This window comes from Shigella sp. FC1661 (assembly GCF_001712525.1).
In the GTDB taxonomy this organism is placed as follows: domain Bacteria; phylum Pseudomonadota; class Gammaproteobacteria; order Enterobacterales; family Enterobacteriaceae; genus Escherichia; species Escherichia coli.
Genome location: NZ_MDGW01000584.1, coordinates 1 through 17,427, shown reverse-complemented (window position 1 = coordinate 17,427; position 17,427 = coordinate 1). Strand labels below are relative to the sequence as shown.

Here is a 17,427-nt window from a genome sequence, read left to right as displayed (position 1 = left end):
GCCTGAAGGGAAAGCTGCACGTTATCAGCAAGCGTTACACTCAGCGCATTGAGCGACATAATCTGAATCTGAGACAACATCTGGCAAGGCTGGGACGGAAGTCACTGTCGTTCTCAAAATCGGTGGAGCTGCATGACAAGGTCATCGGGCATTATCTGAACATAAAACACTATCAGTAAGTTGGAGTCATTACCCTTGCAGCTCGCTACTCACCGGGCTGTTATCCGGGTTAGCGGGCATAACATCGGTCATATATTTCCACCAACGTTGGCAAACATCAGTACTGGCTACCGCATTCCACCGTTCTTCAGATTCAATCTCTACCGTGGCAAACAGCAGATTACGCGCTTTGTCGAGGTAAATGGCGTAGTTATGCGCACCGTGAGATTTCAACACTGCTTCCAGTTCCGGCCAGATGGGGTTATGCCGACGCTGATACTCTTCGTGGGCGTCGGGGTTAACCTGCATGACAAAGGCTTTGCGGATCATGTTTGCTCCTTACAGCGCCAGCGCACTGGCTAGTGGTGTAACGCCGAAGCGCTTGCCGAGCGCTATCAACTCTTCACGGCTGATGGTCTGTTTCATGCCGCCCATCGAATAAACCTTCACTAATACTTGTGCTGATTTTTCTGCGGTGTCGATTAAACCGAATGTTTCATCCAACGTCGACCCGCTGCCGAAGACGCCGTGGAAGGGCCACAACACCAGCGAATGTTTTTGCATCTCTTGTGCGGTCGCCTGGCCGATTTCGTCCGTGCCGGGCACCATCCACGGCAGAATGCCAACGCCATCCGGGAATACCACCAGACACTCGGTGCTGCCTTCCCACAGTTGGCGAGTAAAGACCGCGGTGTCGTTTTCCAGTACATAGGTGAGGGCGATCAGGTTGGTGGCGTGGCAGTGCATGATCACCCGATCTTTACCGTTGGTGGCTTTAATGCGCTCGCAGTGGGAGAGAAAGTGCGCCGGGAGATCGTTGATTTGCCGCTCCTGAAGCACTCGCTGAAGCAGCCATAAGCCCATAATATTTTTCAGCACCCGATAGCGACCTTCCGCCCCGCCTTCATTGGTTATGTTGGCTGCCAGCGCCGTGTCATTGGTAAATGGCGTCTGGCTTTCGAAGCCCATCAATGACCAGGTGCCAGAAGAGAGATAAGCAGCGCGTGAACCGTTTAACGGCGAGGCGATAACCGCGCTGGCGGTATCATGGCTGGCAACGGCGACCACCGGAATCTCATTACCCTGCGGGCAAATCCAGTGCCCAATGACATTACCCGGATGCGTCGGGCGACCAAACCAGGCTTTGTTGGCCCCGCTCCACGCCAGTAGCGACTCGTCCCAGTCGTCGCTATTGATATTGACCAGTTGTGTGGTGGTGGCATTGGTATATTCCCAGTTCATCTTGCCGGTCAGGCGATAGCTGAAGTAATCCGGCATCAGCAGAGCGTGAGCAATGTGTGGAATAAGTTCAGGTTGTTGCTCCGTCAGCGCACGCAGTTGATAAAGCGTATTGAAGGGCAGAAACTGGATGCCGCTACGTTGATAAATATCGCGTTTGCCGAGTTGTTGCTGTGCCTGCGCCATTAGGCCATTGGAGCGGCTATCGCGATAAGCAACGGGCAGGCCCACACGCTGACCCTGTTGGTCGAGCAGCACAAAGTCCACGCCCCAGGTATCAATCCCAATGCTATCGATACGAATCCCTTCCTCGCACACCTTGTTTAATTCAAGGCGAATGGCACTTTCCAGGCTATCCACATTCCAGGTGACATAACCGTTCTGGCTATGCAGGCCATTGTTAAAATGATGGATTTCGCGCAGCGTCAGGCTGCGGCATTCACGCTCGTAACGCGCCAGCATCACGCGCCCACTGGATGCGCCGAGATCGACGGCGACACAATTGCGAAAGGTCATAATGTGATCCTGCTGAATTTCATTACGACCAGTCTAAAAAGCGCCTGAATTCGTGACCTTCTCGTTACTGACAGGAAAATGGGCCATTGGCAACCAGGGAAAGATGAACGTGATGATATTCACAATTTGCTTCATTGTGGTGATGTGATGCTCACCGCATTTCCTGAAAATTCACGCTGTATCTTGAAAAATCGACGTTTTTTACGTGGTTTTCCGTCGAAAATTTAAGGTAAGAACCTGACCTCGTGATTACTATTTCGCCGTGTTGACGACATCAGGAGGCCAGTATGACCGTATTACATAGTGTGGATTTTTTTCCGTCTGGTAACGCGTCCGTGGCGATAGAACCCCGGCTCCCGCAGGCGGATTTTCCTGAACATCATCATGATTTTCATGAAATTGTGATTGTCGAACATGGCACGGGTATTCATGTGTTTAATGGGCAGCCCTATACCATCACCGGTGGCACGGTCTGTTTCGTACGCGATCATGATCGGCATCTGTATGAACATACCGATAATCTGTGTCTGACCAATGTGCTGTATCGCTCGCCGGATCGATTTCAGTTTCTCGCCGGGCTGAATCAGTTGCTGCCACAAGAACTGGATGGGCAGTATCCGTCTCACTGGCGCGTTAACCACAGCGTATTGCAGCAGGTGCGACAGCTGGTTGCACAGATGGAACAGCAGGAAGGGGAAAATGATTTACCCTCGACCGCCAGTCGCGAGATCTTGTTTATGCAATTACTGCTCTTGCTGCGTAAAAGCAGTTTGCAGGAGAACCTGGAAAACAGCGCATCACGTCTCAACTTGCTTCTGGCCTGGCTGGAGGACCATTTTGCCGATGAGGTGAATTGGGATGCCGTGGCGGATCAATTTTCTCTTTCACTGCGTACGCTACATCGGCAGCTTAAGCAGCAAACGGGACTGACGCCTCAGCGTTACCTGAACCGCCTGCGACTGATGAAGGCCCGACATCTGCTACGTCACAGCGAGGCCAGCGTTACTGACATCGCCTATCGCTGCGGATTCAGCGACAGTAACCACTTTTCGACGCTTTTTCACCGAGAGTTTAACTGGTCACCGCGTGATATTCGCCAGGGACGGGATGGCTTTCTGCAATAACGCGAATCTTCTCAACGTATTTGTACGCCATATTGCGAATAATCAACTTCGTTCTCTGGCCGAGGTAGCCACGGTGGCGCATCAGTTAAAACTTCTCAAAGATGATTTTTTTGCCAGCGACCAGCAGGCAGTCGCTGTGGCTGACCGTTATCCGCAAGATGTTTTTGCCGAACATACACATGATTTTTGTGAGCTGGTGATTGTCTGGCGCGGTAATGGTCTGCATGTACTCAACGATCGCCCTTATCGCATTACCCGTGGCGATCTCTTTTACATTCATGCTGACGATAAACACTCCTACGCTTCCGTTAACGATCTGGTTTTGCAGAATATTATTTATTGCCCGGAGCGGCTGAAGCTGAATCTTGACTGGCAGGGAGCGATTCCGGGATTTAGCGCCAGCGCAGGGCAACCACACTGGCGCTTAGGTAGCGTGGGGATGGCGCAGGCGCGGCAGGTTATCGGTCAGCTTGAGCATGAAAGTAGTCAGCATGTGTCGTTTGCTAACGAAATGGCTGAGTTGCTGTTCGGGCAGTTGGTGATGTTGCTGAATCGCCATCGTTACACCAGTGATTCGTTGCCGCCAACATCCAGCGAAACGTTGCTGGATAAGCTGATTACCCGGCTGGCGGCTAGCCTGAAAAGTCCCTTTGCGCTGGATAAATTTTGTGATGAGGCATCGTGCAGTGAGCGCGTTTTGCGTCAGCAATTTCGCCAGCAGACTGGAATGACCATCAATCAATATCTGCGGCAGGTCAGAGTGTGTCATGCGCAATATCTTCTCCAGCATAGCCGCCTGTTAATCAGTGATATTTCGACCGAATGTGGCTTTGAAGATAGTAACTATTTTTCGGTGGTGTTTACCCGGGAAACCGGGATGACGCCCAGCCAGTGGCGTCATCTCAATTCGCAGAAAGATTAATTCGCCATGCCGATGCCGACGATGTTGGCGGCGACAATAATCACCACACAACCGAGGCTCAACACCGTTACCGGACGGCGACCTGCATTGTTCCACTCTTTCAGCACCAGCCCGACGATACCGCCGCACAATACATAGAAACTCATATGCAGCATCCAACTGATGTAGTCATACTGCGCCGGAATGCGGGCGTGGCCCCAGGCATAGAAAAAGAATTGCAGATACCACATCAACCCGCCCAGTGCTGAGAGTAACACATTGTGAATGATCAGCGGTTTTGCCAGCGAGAAGTCGGCTTTTAGCGACAAATCCTTCACTTTTGCCAGACGAATGAAGCAGAAACCGAGGTTGATGATCGCGCCGCCGCCCATGATGATGACATAGCTTGGCAGAGCGACATACAGTGGATCGACGCCCAGTGCGGCAGCGGCTTCATGCATCGGTTTTGCGGCGTTCATCGCAAAAGACATACCGGCAGAGAAAATGCCGCACATCACCGCCAGCACCAGCCCTTTTTTCAGGTTGAACTCTTCGGCTTTAATGCCCATTTTGCGCTCTTTCAACTGCCCGGCGCGAGTCACAATCCCTACACCAATCAGCGCCACCAGAACGCCGAGCAACGTCATGCGTCCGCCTTCGGTATTAAGCAGAACATCGAAATTGCCGTTGATAATTGGCGTCATCAGCGTACCGACAATCAACGTAATGCCAATGGCGATGCCAATTCCCATCGACATGCCGAGATAACGCATGGTCAGGCCGTAGTTGATATTACCGATCCCCCACATAGCGCCGAACAGAAAAACAGGCAGCAGCGTAGAGAGACTAAACGAGCTGTAATACGCCCAGAAATTCGGCAGTAACAGGGCGCTGATGGCCCACGGCAGAATAATCCACGAAACAATCCCACCAACTGACCACATGGTTTCCCATGACCATTTTTTTACTTTTTTGAACGGAGCGTAAAAACAGGCTGCACTGGCCGCGCCGATCAAATGCCAAAATATCCCCATCGTAATCGCGTTACTCATCTTCTTATCCTCATCATTTTTCGTCGCGTCACATCTCCGACGAGATGAGTGTAAAAATCGTGCTGTCGATTAACCTTTCGCCTGTTGCCGCCGTTGTCGATTTACTGGCAATCACGGCATTAAGTGGGTGATTTGCTTCACATCTCGGGCATTTTCCTGCAAAACCATACCCTTACGAAAAGTACGGCATTGATAATCATTTTCAATATCATTTAATTAACTATAATGAACCAACTGCTTACGCGCATTAACAATCGGCCGCCCGACAATACTGGAGATGAATATGAGCTATACCCTGCCATCCCTGCCGTATGCTTACGATGCCCTGGAACCGCACTTCGATAAGCAGACCATGGAAATCCACCACACCAAACACCATCAGACCTACGTCAACAACGCCAACGCGGCGCTGGAAAGCCTGCCAGAATTTGCCAACCTGCCGGTTGAAGAGCTGATCACCAAACTGGACCAGCTGCCAGCAGACAAGAAAACCGTACTGCGCAACAACGCTGGCGGTCACGCTAACCACAGCCTGTTCTGGAAAGGTCTGAAAAAAGGCACCACCTTACAGGGTGACCTGAAAGCGGCTATCGAACGTGACTTCGGCTCCGTTGATAACTTCAAAGCAGAATTTGAGAAAGCGGCAGCTTCCCGCTTTGGTTCCGGCTGGGCATGGCTGGTGCTGAAAGGCGATAAACTGGCGGTGGTTTCTACTGCTAACCAGGATTCCCCGCTGATGGGTGAAGCTATTTCTGGCGCTTCCGGCTTCCCGATTCTGGGCCTGGATGTGTGGGAACATGCTTACTACCTGAAATTCCAGAACCGCCGTCCCGACTACATCAAAGAGTTCTGGAACGTGGTGAACTGGGATGAAGCAGCGGCACGTTTCGCGGCGAAAAAATAATCATTTGCCGCCTGCTGCAATGAGGCGTTTACGCCGCATATCAGCTTAAAAAATGAACCATCGCCAACGGCGGTGGTTTTTTTATGATCAATTTCAAAATAAAAACAATTATCCGATAAAAATAAAACAGCGTTTCAATTGATGTGGTTTTGATCACTTTTATTGATTAAATGAATGTCTATCTTCGTTTCCATCAACACTGATGCTCCATTGAGGAATTACGCATCAGCCCTTAAAAATATGCCGACAGGTGATGGAAATGCAGATAAAACGCTCGATTGAGAAAATCCCGGGGGGGATGATGCTCGTCCCGCTATTCCTTGGCGCACTGTGCCACACCTTCTCGCCGGGGGCGGGGAAATATTTTGGATCATTCACCAACGGGATGATTACCGGTACGGTGTCCATTCTGGCGGTGTGGTTTTTTTGCATGGGGGCGTCAATAAAATTAAGCGCGACGGGAACGGTATTGCGTAAATCCGGTACGCTGGTGGTAACAAAAATTGCCGTCGCGTGGGTGGTTGCGGCAATTGCCTCGCGCATTATTCCGGAACATGGTGTTGAAGTTGGATTCTTTGCCGGACTTTCAACGCTGGCGCTGGTGGCGGCGATGGATATGACCAATGGCGGACTTTACGCTTCCATCATGCAGCAGTACGGCACAAAAGAAGAAGCTGGGGCATTTGTGTTGATGTCGTTGGAGTCCGGGCCGCTCATGACGATGATTATTCTGGGCACTGCAGGGATTGCCTCGTTTGAACCGCATGTTTTCGTCGGCGCAGTATTACCGTTCTTGGTGGGCTTTGCCCTGGGGAACCTTGACCCTGAATTACGAGAATTTTTCAGCAAAGCGGTGCAAACGCTGATTCCATTCTTTGCCTTCGCGCTGGGCAATACCATTGATTTGACTGTGATTGCCCAGACTGGTTTGCTGGGGATCCTGTTGGGTGTGGCAGTAATTATCGTGACCGGTATTCCGTTGATTATCGCCGATAAATTGATTGGCGGTGGCGATGGCACTGCCGGAATTGCCGCTTCCAGTTCCGCAGGGGCCGCGGTAGCGACGGCGGTCATTGTGACTTCGATTCTGGTGCCAATTCTTACCTCTATCTGGTCACGTAAAGTCAAAGCCAGAGCAGCGAAAATCGAAATTTTAGGTACGGTGAAATAAACCTGCTTCCTTAATCCCCACAGCCGGATGAACTAACGTTCGTCCGGTTTGCTATTGAGTTCCTGCCTGGATACTTACCGCGAAAACAGCACGCCTGACATAAAATAAATATGGTCTAATGGGGAAATTTCTCGTGGAGAGGGAACAGATGCGATATCCGGTTGATGTATACACAGGCAAGATTCAGGCTTATCCCGAAGGCAAACCCAGCGCAATTGCCAAAATCCAGGTTGATGGTGAGTTGATGCTGACGGAGCTGGGGCTGGAAGGTGACGAGCAGGCGGAGAAAAAGGTTCACGGTGGGCCAGACAGAGCGCTGTGTCATTATCCTCGTGAGCATTATCTCTACTGGGCGCGGGAATTTCCGGAACAGGCGGAGTTGTTTGTTGCGCCTGCGTTTGGTGAAAACCTCTCAACCGACGGCCTGACGGAAAGTAATGTTTATATGGGCGATATTTTCCGCTGGGGAGAGGCATTAATTCAGGTCAGCCAGCCGCGCTCACCTTGCTATAAACTCAATTACCATTTTGATATCAGCGATATAGCGCAGTTGATGCAAAACACAGGTAAGGTGGGGTGGTTGTATAGCGTGATAGCGCCAGGGAAAGTGTCTGCGGACGCGCCGCTGGAGTTGGTTTCCCGTGTCAGCGATGTGACCGTGCAGGAGGCTGCCGCCATCGCATGGCATATGCCGTTTGATGACGATCAGTATCACCGTTTACTCTCCGCCGCCGGGTTATCGAAAAGCTGGACGCGGACGATGCAAAAGCGCCGACTGAGCGGCAAGATCGAAGATTTTCCCCGCCGGTTGTGGGGAAAATAACCCCCGGAGTGTAGGCCTGATAAGACGCTATCAGCGTCGCATCAGGCATCCTGCTCAAATGCCGGATGCGGCGTAAACGCCTTATCCTGCCTACAAATGCGGAGTTTAACTCCGCTTATACAGCGGCAACCAAATCACCAGCCGTAAACCGCCCAGCGGGCTGTCTTCTGCCTTCACCCAGCCACGATGCTGCTGAATGGCGGTTTCAACAATCGCCAGCCCCAATCCTGTACCGCCAGATTCACGATCGCGTGCTTCATCGGTCCGATAGAACGGACGGAAAATCTGTTCGCGATCTTCCGGGCTAACGCCAGGACCATCGTCGTCCACCGTAATGGTGATACCGTCTTTATCTACCGCAAAGCCCACTTCAATCTTCGTATGGGAATAACGCAGAGCATTACGAACAATGTTTTCCAGCGCACTTTCCAGGGCGTTCGGATTGCCGTACAGCGGCCACGGCCCAGGCGGGAAGTTAACTGTCAACGACTTGCCCATTTGCTCGGCTTCGAACGCCGCGTTATCCAGCACTTCACTCCACAACTGGTTGGCTTTGATGGTTTCGCTAACCAGCGCGTTTTTTTGCTGATTACGTGACATCACCAACAGATCGTTGATCATGCTGTCCAGACGTTGCGCTTCGGTTTCAATACGCTCCAGTTCCTTGCTTTCACCGCTACGACGGCGCAGTAACGCCGTACCCAGTTGCAGACGCGTCAGCGGGGTGCGCAGCTCGTGAGAGATATCAGAAAGCAGACGCTGCTGAGAGGTCATCATGCGCTCCAGCGCGGTGACCATCTGGTTAAAACTGGCACCTGCGGCAAGGAATTCCTGTGGCCCCGCTTCCAGTTCCGGGTGCTGGCGTAAGTTTCCCTGGGCAACTTCATCGGCAGCGTTTTTCAGCTTACGCGCCGGTTTTGCCAGACTCCAGGCCAACCACAACAGCAGCGGCGTACTGACCAACATGGTGACAATCAGCAGTAATAGCGGGCGGTCAAACAGTAAGTTAATGAAATCGGATTGAGAACTGCTGGCCGGACGAATCAGATAAAGTTGGTAATTATCTTCGCCATCACGCACGGAGAACGGACCGACCAGTTCCACGCGGCCATACTTTTTCTTCTGCGGATGATCGGCGTTATCGGCCTGACCAATAAAGTTACGAATGATCTGCATTTCGCTGCGTTCAGCGCCGATCACGCGGCCTTCGGTGGTCACCAATAACAAACGCTGTCCTGGCGGTGCCCACTTATCAATCGCCCGGAACAGACGCCGCCACCACATTAAATCGTTGGGCGGATCGTTCGCCAGCTCCGCTTCGACATGCTGCTCAATCATCAGCCCCTGACGCTGTTCGCTATCCAGAAGCTCGGTCATCTGGCGTGAATCGAGCTTGGGTAACATCAAAACCAACATCAACACCAGCGCCAGCGTCAGCCAGAAGATGGCGAAGATGCGCGCGGTTAAGCTGCCTATCATGAAGCAGAAACCATCAGATAGCCGCGACCACGCAAGGTTTTAAACCACGGGTGACCATCTTTACGATCCGGCAGTTTACGACGCAGGTTGGAAATGTGCATATCAATAGCGCGGTCGAAAGGCGTCAGGCGTTTGCCCAACACTTCCTGGCTTAAATGTTCACGGGAAACCACCTGACCCAGATGCTGTGCCAGCAAATAGAGCAGGGTAAACTCAGTACCGGTTAACTCCAGCGTTTGCCCGTCGAAGCTGGCTTCCTGACGGCCTGGATTCAGCACTAAGGCATCAACTTCCAGTGTCGGTGAACCGTTGTCGTTGTTTTGCTGTTGCTCGCTCCAGTGCGAACGGCGCAGGATCGCGCGAATACGTGCCACCAGCTCACGATCATTAAACGGTTTCGGGAGATAGTCATCTGCGCCCAGCTCAAGGCCGAGAACGCGATCAAGTTCACTGCCGCGCGCCGTCAACATAATGACAGGCGTCTGGTGTGTCTGGCGAAGTGCTTTTAATGTGTCGATACCATTTTTCTTCGGCATCATTACGTCAAGCAAAAGTAAATCAATGCTGTCGTCCAGAAGATCAAGCGCCTGTTCCCCATCGTGGGCAACAATCACGTTGAAGCCTTCCATCTCGAGCAGCTCCTTTAATAGGGAAGTCAGCTCTCGGTCATCATCAACTAACAGGATTTTATTCATTGTTTAAATACCTCCGAGGCAGAAATTACGTCATCAGACGTCGCTAATCCATGACTTTACGTTGTTTTACACCCCCTGACGCATGTTTGCAGCCTGAATCGTAAACTCTCTATCGTTGAATCGCGACAGAAAGATTTTGGGAGCAAATGATGCGCATAGTTACCGCTGCCGTCATGGCCTCAACGCTGGCAGTCAGTTCATTAAGCCACGCTGCTGAAGTCGGTTCAGGCGATAACTGGCATCCGGGTGAAGAACTTACGCAGCGCAGGACGCAGCGCAGTACGCAGAGCCATATGTTCGACGGCATAAGTTTAACCGAACATCAGCGTCAGCAGATGCGAGATCTTATGCAACAGGCCCGGCACGAACAGCCTCCTGTTAATGTTAGCGAACTGGAGACAATGCATCGCCTTGTCACCGCAGAAAATTTTGATGAAAACGCTGTGCGCGCACAGGCAGAAAAAATGGCGAATGAGCAAATTGCTCGTCAGGTTGAGATGGCAAAAGTCCGCAACCAAATGTATCGCCTGTTAACGCCGGAGCAGCAAGCGGTTTTAAACGAGAAACATCAACAACGAATGGAGCAGTTGCGTGACGTGACGCAATGGCAAAAAAGTTCATCGTTGAAGCTATTGAGTAGTAGCAACTCACGTTCCCAGTAGTAAACCCTGTTTTCCTTGCCATAGACACCATCCCTGTCTTCCCCCACATGATGTGGGGTTTTTTTTTTATCCTCAATTTGCCTGCTGCTTAATGCATTGCAGATGATTTGCTTCCGTTATACTAGCGTCAGTTGATAGCGGGAGTATTTATGAATCAATCTTATGGACGGCTGGTCAGTCGGGCGGCGATTGCTGCGACGGCGATGGCTTCGTTGCTATTGCTGATTAAAATTTTTGCATGGTGGTATACCGGGTCGGTGAGTATTCTCGCCGCGCTGGTGGATTCGCTAGTGGATATCGGCGCGTCGTTGACGAATTTACTGGTGGTGCGATATTCCCTGCAACCTGCCGACGATAATCACTCGTTTGGTCACGGTAAAGCAGAGTCCCTCGCGGCGCTGGCGCAAAGTATGTTTATCTCTGGTTCGGCACTATTCCTGTTTTTGACGGGTATTCAACATCTGATATCTCCAACACCGATGATAGATCCAGGCGTCGGGGTTATCGTGACAATTGTGGCGCTAATTTGTACGATTATCCTTGTCTCGTTTCAGCGTTGGGTGGTGCGCCGGACGCAAAGCCAGGCGGTGCGGGCTGATATGCTACATTACCAGTCTGATGTTATGATGAACGGCGCAATTCTGCTGGCGCTGGGGTTGTCCTGGTACGGCTGGCATCGCGCCGATGCTCTGTTTGCATTGGGAATCGGCATCTATATTTTATATAGCGCGTTACGCATGGGATATGAGGCGGTACAGTCATTACTGGATCGCGCATTGCCTGATGAGGAACGGCAAGAAATTATTGATATCGTGACTTCCTGGCCGGGTGTTAGCGGCGCTCACGATCTTCGCACGCGGCAGTCAGGGCCGACCCGCTTTATTCAGATTCATTTGGAAATGGAAGACTCTCTGCCTTTGGTTCAGGCACATATGGTGGCGGATCAGGTAGAGCAGGCTATTTTACGGCGTTTTCCGGGATCGGATGTAATTATCCATCAGGACCCCTGTTCCGTCGTACCCAGGGAGGGTAAACGGTCTATGCTTTCATAATCAGTATAAAAGAGAGCCAGACCCGCATTTTGTGTATAAAATACCGCCATTTGGCCTGACCTGAATCAATTCAGCAGGAAGTGATTGTTATACTATTTGCACATTCGTTGGATCACTTCGATGTGCAAGAAGACTTCCGGCAACAGATTTCATTTTGCATTCCAAAGTTCAGAGGTAGTAATGATTAAGAAAATCGGTGTGTTGACAAGCGGCGGTGATGCGCCAGGCATGAACGCCGCAATTCGCGGGGTTGTTCGTTCTGCGCTGACAGAAGGTCTGGAAGTAATGGGTATTTATGACGGCTATCTGGGTCTGTATGAAGACCGTATGGTACAGCTAGACCGTTACAGCGTGTCTGACATGATCAACCGTGGCGGTACGTTCCTCGGTTCTGCGCGTTTCCCGGAATTCCGCGACGAGAACATCCGCGCCGTGGCTATCGAAAACCTGAAAAAACGTGGTATCGACGCGCTGGTGGTTATCGGCGGTGACGGTTCCTACATGGGTGCAATGCGTCTGACCGAAATGGGCTTCCCGTGCATCGGTCTGCCGGGCACTATCGACAACGACATCAAAGGCACTGACTACACTATCGGTTTCTTCACTGCGCTGAGCACCGTTGTAGAAGCGATCGACCGTCTGCGTGACACCTCTTCTTCTCACCAGCGTATTTCCGTGGTGGAAGTGATGGGCCGTTATTGTGGCGATCTGACGTTGGCTGCGGCCATTGCCGGTGGCTGTGAATTCGTTGTGGTTCCGGAAGTTGAATTCAGCCGTGAAGACCTGGTAAACGAAATCAAAGCGGGTATCGCGAAAGGTAAAAAACACGCGATCGTGGCGATTACCGAACATATGTGTGATGTTGACGAACTGGCGCATTTCATCGAGAAAGAAACCGGTCGTGAAACCCGCGCAACTGTGCTGGGCCACATCCAGCGCGGTGGTTCTCCGGTGCCTTACGACCGTATTCTGGCTTCCCGTATGGGCGCTTACGCTATCGATCTGCTGCTGGCAGGTTACGGCGGTCGTTGTGTAGGTATCCAGAACGAACAGCTGGTTCACCACGACATCATCGACGCTATCGAAAACATGAAGCGTCCGTTCAAAGGTGACTGGCTGGACTGCGCGAAAAAACTGTATTAATGATTTCGGAAAAAGGCAGATTCCTTTAGCCTGAAACCGATGACAGAAGCAAAAATGCCTGATGCGCTTCGCTTATCAGACCTACATGAATTCTGCAATTTATTGAATTTGCAAACTTTTGTAGGCCGGATAAGGCGTTCGCGCCGCATCCGGCATGGACAAAGCGCACTTTGTCAGCAATATGAGGCGGATTTCTTCCGCCTTTTTAATCCCTCAACATATACCCGCAAGTTATAGCCAATCTTTTTTTATTCTTTAATGTTTGGTTAACCTTCTGGCACGCTTTGCTCATCACAACACAACATAAGAGAGTCGGGCGATGAACAAGTGGGGCGTAGGGTTAACATTTTTGCTGGCGGCAACCAGCGTTATGGCAAAGGATATTCAGCTTCTTAACGTTTCATATGATCCAACGCGCGAATTGTACGAACAGTACAACAAGGCATTCAGCGCCCACTGGAAACAGCAAACTGGTGATAACGTGGTGATGCGTCAGTCACACGGTGGTTCAGGTAAACAAGCGACGTCGGTAATCAACGGTATTGAAGCTGATGTTGTCACGCTGGCTCTGGCCTATGACGTGGACGCAATTGCGGAACGCGGGCGGATTGATAAAGAGTGGATCAAACGTCTGCCGGATAACTCCGCACCGTACACTTCCACCATTGTTTTCCTGGTGCGTAAGGGCAATCCGAAGCAGATCCATGACTGGAACGATCTGATTAAACCGGGTGTTTCGGTGATCACGCCTAATCCGAAAAGCTCTGGTGGCGCACGCTGGAACTACCTGGCTGCCTGGGGCTACGCGCTGCATCACAACAACAACGATCAGGCAAAAGCACAGGATTTTGTTCGGGCACTGTATAAAAACGTCGAAGTTCTGGATTCTGGCGCGCGCGGCTCCACTAACACCTTTGTCGAGCGCGGGATTGGCGATGTACTGATCGCCTGGGAAAACGAAGCTCTGCTGGCAGCGAATGAACTGGGGAAAGATAAATTCGAAATCGTCACGCCGAGTGAGTCTATCCTCGCAGAGCCAACCGTGTCGGTGGTCGATAAAGTGGTCGAGAAAAAAGGCACCAAAGAGGTGGCGGAAGCCTACCTGAAATATCTCTACTCGCCAGAAGGTCAGGAAATTGCCGCGAAAAACTACTACCGTCCGCGCGACGCTGAAGTAGCGAAAAAGTACGAAAATGCGTTTCCAAAGCTGAAGTTATTCACCATTGATGAAGAGTTCGGCGGCTGGACGAAAGCGCAAAAAGAGCATTTTGCTAACGGCGGTACGTTCGATCAGATCAGCAAACGCTGATTTCCCCAGGATAATTATCAAACCCGGTGGTTTCTCGCGACCGGGTTTTTTATTTGTCACGATTTTGCGTTACCCTTGCATCTCTTTGAGGTACAGGGAAAAAAGATGAAAAAAGCGGGTCTTCTTTTTTTGGTGATGATAGTTATCGCCGTTGTGGCTGCCGGTATTGGTTACTGGAAATTAACCGGTGAAGAGTCGGATACATTACGTAAGATTGTCCTTGAGGAATGTTTGCCCAATCAGCAGCAAAATCAAAATCCTTCGCCATGTGCGGAAGTCAAACCCAATGCCGGATACGTGGTTTTAAAAGATCTTAATGGCCCACTGCAATATCTGTTGATGCCAACGTATCGTATTAACGGTACTGAAAGTCCTTTGTTGACCGATCCTTCAACGCCGAACTTCTTTTGGTTGGCCTGGCAGGCGCGTGATTTTATGAGCAAAAAGTACGGCCAGCCGGTTCCCGATCGCGCGGTTTCTTTGGCGATCAACTCCCGCACCGGGCGTACGCAAAACCATTTTCATATTCATATCTCTTGTATTCGTCCTGATGTGCGCGAACAACTGGATAACAATCTGGCGAACATCAGCAGCCGCTGGTTGCCACTGCCAGGTGGTTTGCGCGGGCATGAATACCTGGCGCGTCGGGTAACGGAAAGCGAACTGGTACAACGCAGCCCATTTATGATGCTGGCAGAAGAAGTACCTGAGGCGCGGGAACATATGGGAAGCTACGGGCTGGCGATGGTACGGCAGAGTGATAACTCATTTGTATTGCTGGCGACACAACGAAATCTACTGACGCTTAACCGTGCTTCAGCCGAGGAAATTCAGGATCATCAGTGTGAGATTTTGCGTTAAGGCGAAGAGTTAAGGAAAGTAAGTGCCGGATATGAAATCCGGCACCTGTCAGACTTAAGCCTGTTTAGCCGCTTCTGCAGCTTTAACGATTACTGCGAAAGCGTCAGCTTTCAGAGACGCACCGCCAACCAGCGCGCCGTCGATGTCTGGCTGAGCAAACAGTTCTGCAGCGTTAGACGCGTTTACAGAGCCGCCGTACTGAATGATCACTTGTTCAGCGATGTTAGCGTCAACTTTAGCGATGTGGTCACGGATGAATTTGTGAACAGCCTGTGCCTGAGCCGGAGTTGCAGATTTGCCAGTACCGATTGCCCATACAGGTTCGTAAGCGATAACCGCACCTTCGAATGCCGCAGCACCCTGAGTTTTCAGTACCGCGTCGATCTGACGTGCGCAAACTTCTTCAGTTTTGCCCGCTTCGTTTTCAGCTTCGGTTTCACCGATGCACAGAACCGGAGTCAGACCCTGCTCTTTCAGCACCGCGAATTTTTTCGCGATCAGTTCGTCAGACTCTTTGTGGTAAGTACGACGTTCAGAGTGGCCGATGATGATGTACTGTGCGCCGATGTCTTTCAGCATAGCAGCAGAGGTTTCACCGGTGAATGCGCCGGACAGGTTCAGGTCCACGTTTTGCGCACCCAGCATGATGTGGCTGCCTTCAGCTTCGCGCTTCGCCATATCGATGTACATTTCCGGTGGTGCGATTGCAACCGCACAGCCAGCAACACCTGCCAGCTCTTTACGCAGGTTAGAAACCAGCTCGTGAACCATGTGGCGGCTGCCGTTCAGTTTCCAGTTACCCATCACTAAAGGATGTCGCATTTTAATTCTCCACGCTTATAAGCGAATAAAGGAAGATGGCCGCCCCGCAGGGCAGCAGGTCTGTGAAACAGTATAGAGATTCATCGGCACAAAGGCTTTGCTTTTTGTCATTTATTCAAACCTTCAAGCGATTCAGATAGCGCCAGCTTAATCGGTTCAACAGCGAAGGTCAGCCCCTTTTCGCCGTTGTCCGCGACAACATAACGCAGTGCACCTTCTGTCTCGGTGTAATAACGTTTGTTTTTCCCCGCCGTTAGCAGCGACTGCAGTTTTTTCTGGCTTTGTGTTTTGGTCATTAATGGGGTGAGTGTGCGGATCACTGCTGCCATGTATTCCTGAGCTTTCGCTTTCGCTGCTTTTTGCTCTGGCCCCTGGATGGGTAGCCAGGTCATTTGAATGCTTTTGATTTTTAAGGTACCGCGCTCCAGCGCTGTAGAAGCATACAAGTTCTCGTTAATTTTACTTGCAGCACGAGTGAGATTGGCTTTGTCGGGACTGCTGTCGATGGCACGAAATTCGTTCAGTGGCAGGCTAGGATTCTGGCTGTTAAAGTCTTCTCGAAACTGGCTGATGGAGAGATCGAAAGTAGGGGCTCCAGCCAGCAGATAAGGCGCGGTCGTTGCCGTATCTGGTGTTTGTGCATGCGCCGTTGTTGTAACGGTTAATGCAGAACATAAGAGAAAAAACAGCGTACACCCTGGCTTCATTGACAGTACCTTTTGTTATGACTGGCTCCGATTAAAACGATATCTGTCGCCCTTGTCAAAAGGGTAGAATCCTGGAAAAGACAACCATCAAGGAACTTACATGACCATACAGCAATGGTTATTCTCATTTAAAGGGCGTATTGGACGCCGTGATTTCTGGATTTGGATAGGCCTGTGGTTCGCAGGCATGCTGGTGCTTTTCTCACTGGCGGGTAAAAATTTACTCGATATTCAGACCGCGGCGTTTTGCCTTGTGTGCTTGCTTTGGCCAACAGCGGCAGTAACTGTTAAGCGCTTGCATGATCGCGGGCGTTCCGGCGCATGGGCATTTCTGATGATTGTGGCGTGGATGCTGCTGGCGGGTAACTGGGCGATTTTACCGGGTGTCTGGCAATGGGCGGTGGGGTGTTTTGTCCCGACGTTGATTCTGGTGATGATGCTTATCGATCTTGGTGCGTTTGTTGGCACACAAGGCGAAAATAAATATTGAGGTAGCCTGAGTTTAACGGACACTCCTTCCTGAAATAGAATGGCATCAGAAGGAGCTAATAATGAGCAGAAAAAACCAACGTTACTCTAAAGAGTTCAAAGCCGAAGCTGTCAGAACGGTTCTTGAAAATCAACTTTCGATCAGTGAAGGCGCTTCCCGATTATCCCTTCCTGAAGGCACTTTAGGACAATGGGTTACCGCCGCCAGAAAAGGGCTCGGTACTCCTGGTTCCCGCACGGTGGCTGAACTGGAATCTGAAATTCTGCAACTGCGTAAGGCGTTAAATGAAGCTCGCCTTGAGCGAGATATATTAAAAAA

At 51.0% G+C, this 17,427-nt stretch carries 20 protein-coding genes and 1 pseudogene; 13 read left to right on the top strand and 8 right to left on the bottom strand.

The features are described from left to right. Positions 1–179, top strand: a 179-nt coding sequence (locus BFF42_RS24085; protein WP_000663719.1) for an IS1 family transposase, incomplete at its 5' end; no start/stop codon positions are given. Between the two features lie 10 nt (positions 180–189). Here BFF42_RS24085 and rhaM read toward each other — a convergent pair. The 3 genes and pseudogenes from rhaM to rhaB all read right to left on the bottom strand — a co-directional run. Further along, positions 190–489, bottom strand: a complete 300-nt coding sequence (gene rhaM, locus BFF42_RS24080; protein ID WP_000619504.1) for an L-rhamnose mutarotase — start codon at positions 487–489, stop codon at positions 190–192. 9 nt (positions 490–498) lie between these two features. Beyond that, a complete protein-coding gene (gene rhaD, locus BFF42_RS28045) occupies positions 499–939 on the bottom strand; it encodes a rhamnulose-1-phosphate aldolase (RefSeq protein WP_235870864.1) in 441 nt (146 codons plus the stop codon). Between the two features lie 24 nt (positions 940–963). Further along, a pseudogene (rhaB, locus tag BFF42_RS24075) lies at positions 964–1,914 on the bottom strand (rhamnulokinase); the annotation flags it as partial. A gap of 287 nt (positions 1,915–2,201) precedes the next feature. Between rhaB and rhaS the strand changes: the two are divergent. Continuing rightward, the gene (rhaS, locus tag BFF42_RS24070) at positions 2,202–3,038 is read left to right on the top strand and encodes an HTH-type transcriptional activator RhaS (RefSeq protein WP_000217136.1); all 837 of its coding nucleotides are present in this window, start codon (positions 2,202–2,204) and stop codon (positions 3,036–3,038) included. Between the two features lie 73 nt (positions 3,039–3,111). Beyond that, positions 3,112–3,960 carry an HTH-type transcriptional activator RhaR gene (gene rhaR / locus BFF42_RS24065; protein WP_001298410.1) on the top strand — a complete coding sequence of 283 codons (849 nt, stop codon included), beginning with the start codon at positions 3,112–3,114 and terminating at the stop codon, positions 3,958–3,960. On the opposite strand, the gene rhaT is transcribed toward rhaR, so the two are convergent. Then, positions 3,957–4,991, bottom strand: coding sequence for an L-rhamnose/proton symporter RhaT (gene rhaT / locus BFF42_RS24060; protein WP_000063524.1), 1,035 nt, complete (start codon positions 4,989–4,991; stop codon positions 3,957–3,959). The two genes, rhaR and rhaT, sit on opposite strands and share 4 nt — an antisense overlap. Positions 4,992–5,274: 283 nt before the next feature. Between rhaT and sodA the strand changes: the two genes are divergently transcribed. The 3 genes from sodA to yiiM all read left to right on the top strand — a co-directional run bounded on the left by sodA (position 5,275) and on the right by yiiM (position 7,889). Then, on the top strand, positions 5,275–5,895 hold the full coding sequence (sodA, locus tag BFF42_RS24055; RefSeq protein ID WP_001297064.1) for a superoxide dismutase [Mn]: 621 nt from the start codon (positions 5,275–5,277) through the stop codon (positions 5,893–5,895). A 259-nt stretch (positions 5,896–6,154) separates the two neighbouring features. Next, the gene (gene kdgT / locus BFF42_RS24050; protein WP_001166070.1) at positions 6,155–7,066 is read left to right on the top strand and encodes a 2-keto-3-deoxygluconate transporter; all 912 of its coding nucleotides are present in this window, start codon (positions 6,155–6,157) and stop codon (positions 7,064–7,066) included. Positions 7,067–7,214: 148 nt separating this feature from the next. Next, complete coding sequence (gene yiiM / locus BFF42_RS24045; RefSeq protein ID WP_001270259.1) at positions 7,215–7,889, top strand: 6-hydroxyaminopurine reductase; 675 nt, start codon at positions 7,215–7,217, stop codon at positions 7,887–7,889. A 105-nt stretch (positions 7,890–7,994) separates the two neighbouring features. On the opposite strand, the gene cpxA is transcribed toward yiiM, so the two are convergent. Together cpxA and cpxR are read right to left on the bottom strand one after the other, a co-directional pair. Further along, positions 7,995–9,368, bottom strand: a complete 1,374-nt coding sequence (gene cpxA / locus BFF42_RS24040; protein ID WP_000580417.1) for an envelope stress sensor histidine kinase CpxA — start codon at positions 9,366–9,368, stop codon at positions 7,995–7,997. Beyond that, complete coding sequence (gene cpxR, locus BFF42_RS24035) at positions 9,365–10,063, bottom strand: envelope stress response regulator transcription factor CpxR (RefSeq protein ID WP_001033722.1); 699 nt, start codon at positions 10,061–10,063, stop codon at positions 9,365–9,367. The genes cpxA and cpxR overlap by 4 nt, the downstream gene beginning before the upstream one ends. A gap of 149 nt (positions 10,064–10,212) precedes the next feature. Between cpxR and cpxP the strand changes: the two genes are divergently transcribed. The 5 genes from cpxP (at position 10,213) to cdh (ending at position 15,090) form a co-directional block, all read left to right on the top strand. Next, positions 10,213–10,725, top strand: coding sequence for a cell-envelope stress modulator CpxP (gene cpxP, locus BFF42_RS24030; RefSeq protein ID WP_001223798.1), 513 nt, complete (start codon positions 10,213–10,215; stop codon positions 10,723–10,725). A gap of 149 nt (positions 10,726–10,874) precedes the next feature. After that, a complete protein-coding gene (gene fieF / locus BFF42_RS24025) occupies positions 10,875–11,777 on the top strand; it encodes a CDF family cation-efflux transporter FieF (RefSeq protein ID WP_001076735.1) in 903 nt (300 codons plus the stop codon). A gap of 180 nt (positions 11,778–11,957) precedes the next feature. After that, positions 11,958–12,920 carry a 6-phosphofructokinase gene (gene pfkA / locus BFF42_RS24020; RefSeq protein WP_000591795.1) on the top strand — a complete coding sequence of 321 codons (963 nt, stop codon included), beginning with the start codon at positions 11,958–11,960 and terminating at the stop codon, positions 12,918–12,920. A 319-nt stretch (positions 12,921–13,239) separates the two neighbouring features. After that, positions 13,240–14,229 carry a sulfate/thiosulfate ABC transporter substrate-binding protein Sbp gene (gene sbp, locus BFF42_RS24015; RefSeq protein WP_001045699.1) on the top strand — a complete coding sequence of 330 codons (990 nt, stop codon included), beginning with the start codon at positions 13,240–13,242 and terminating at the stop codon, positions 14,227–14,229. A gap of 105 nt (positions 14,230–14,334) precedes the next feature. Beyond that, the gene (gene cdh, locus BFF42_RS24010; protein WP_000708998.1) at positions 14,335–15,090 is read left to right on the top strand and encodes a CDP-diacylglycerol diphosphatase; all 756 of its coding nucleotides are present in this window, start codon (positions 14,335–14,337) and stop codon (positions 15,088–15,090) included. Between the two features lie 54 nt (positions 15,091–15,144). On the opposite strand, the gene tpiA is transcribed toward cdh, so the two are convergent. After that, the gene (gene tpiA / locus BFF42_RS24005) at positions 15,145–15,912 is read right to left on the bottom strand and encodes a triose-phosphate isomerase (protein WP_001216325.1); all 768 of its coding nucleotides are present in this window, start codon (positions 15,910–15,912) and stop codon (positions 15,145–15,147) included. Between the two features lie 107 nt (positions 15,913–16,019). Beyond that, the gene (locus BFF42_RS24000) at positions 16,020–16,619 is read right to left on the bottom strand and encodes a YiiQ family protein (protein WP_000802226.1); all 600 of its coding nucleotides are present in this window, start codon (positions 16,617–16,619) and stop codon (positions 16,020–16,022) included. A gap of 100 nt (positions 16,620–16,719) precedes the next feature. Between BFF42_RS24000 and BFF42_RS23995 the strand changes: the two genes are divergently transcribed. Beyond that, positions 16,720–17,109: a DUF805 domain-containing protein gene (locus BFF42_RS23995; RefSeq protein WP_000155249.1), complete on the top strand. Its 390-nt coding sequence runs from the start codon at positions 16,720–16,722 to the stop codon at positions 17,107–17,109. 61 nt (positions 17,110–17,170) lie between these two features. Beyond that, positions 17,171–17,427: transposase (locus BFF42_RS23990; RefSeq protein WP_069673647.1), on the top strand; the 257-nt coding region annotated here is incomplete at its 3' end.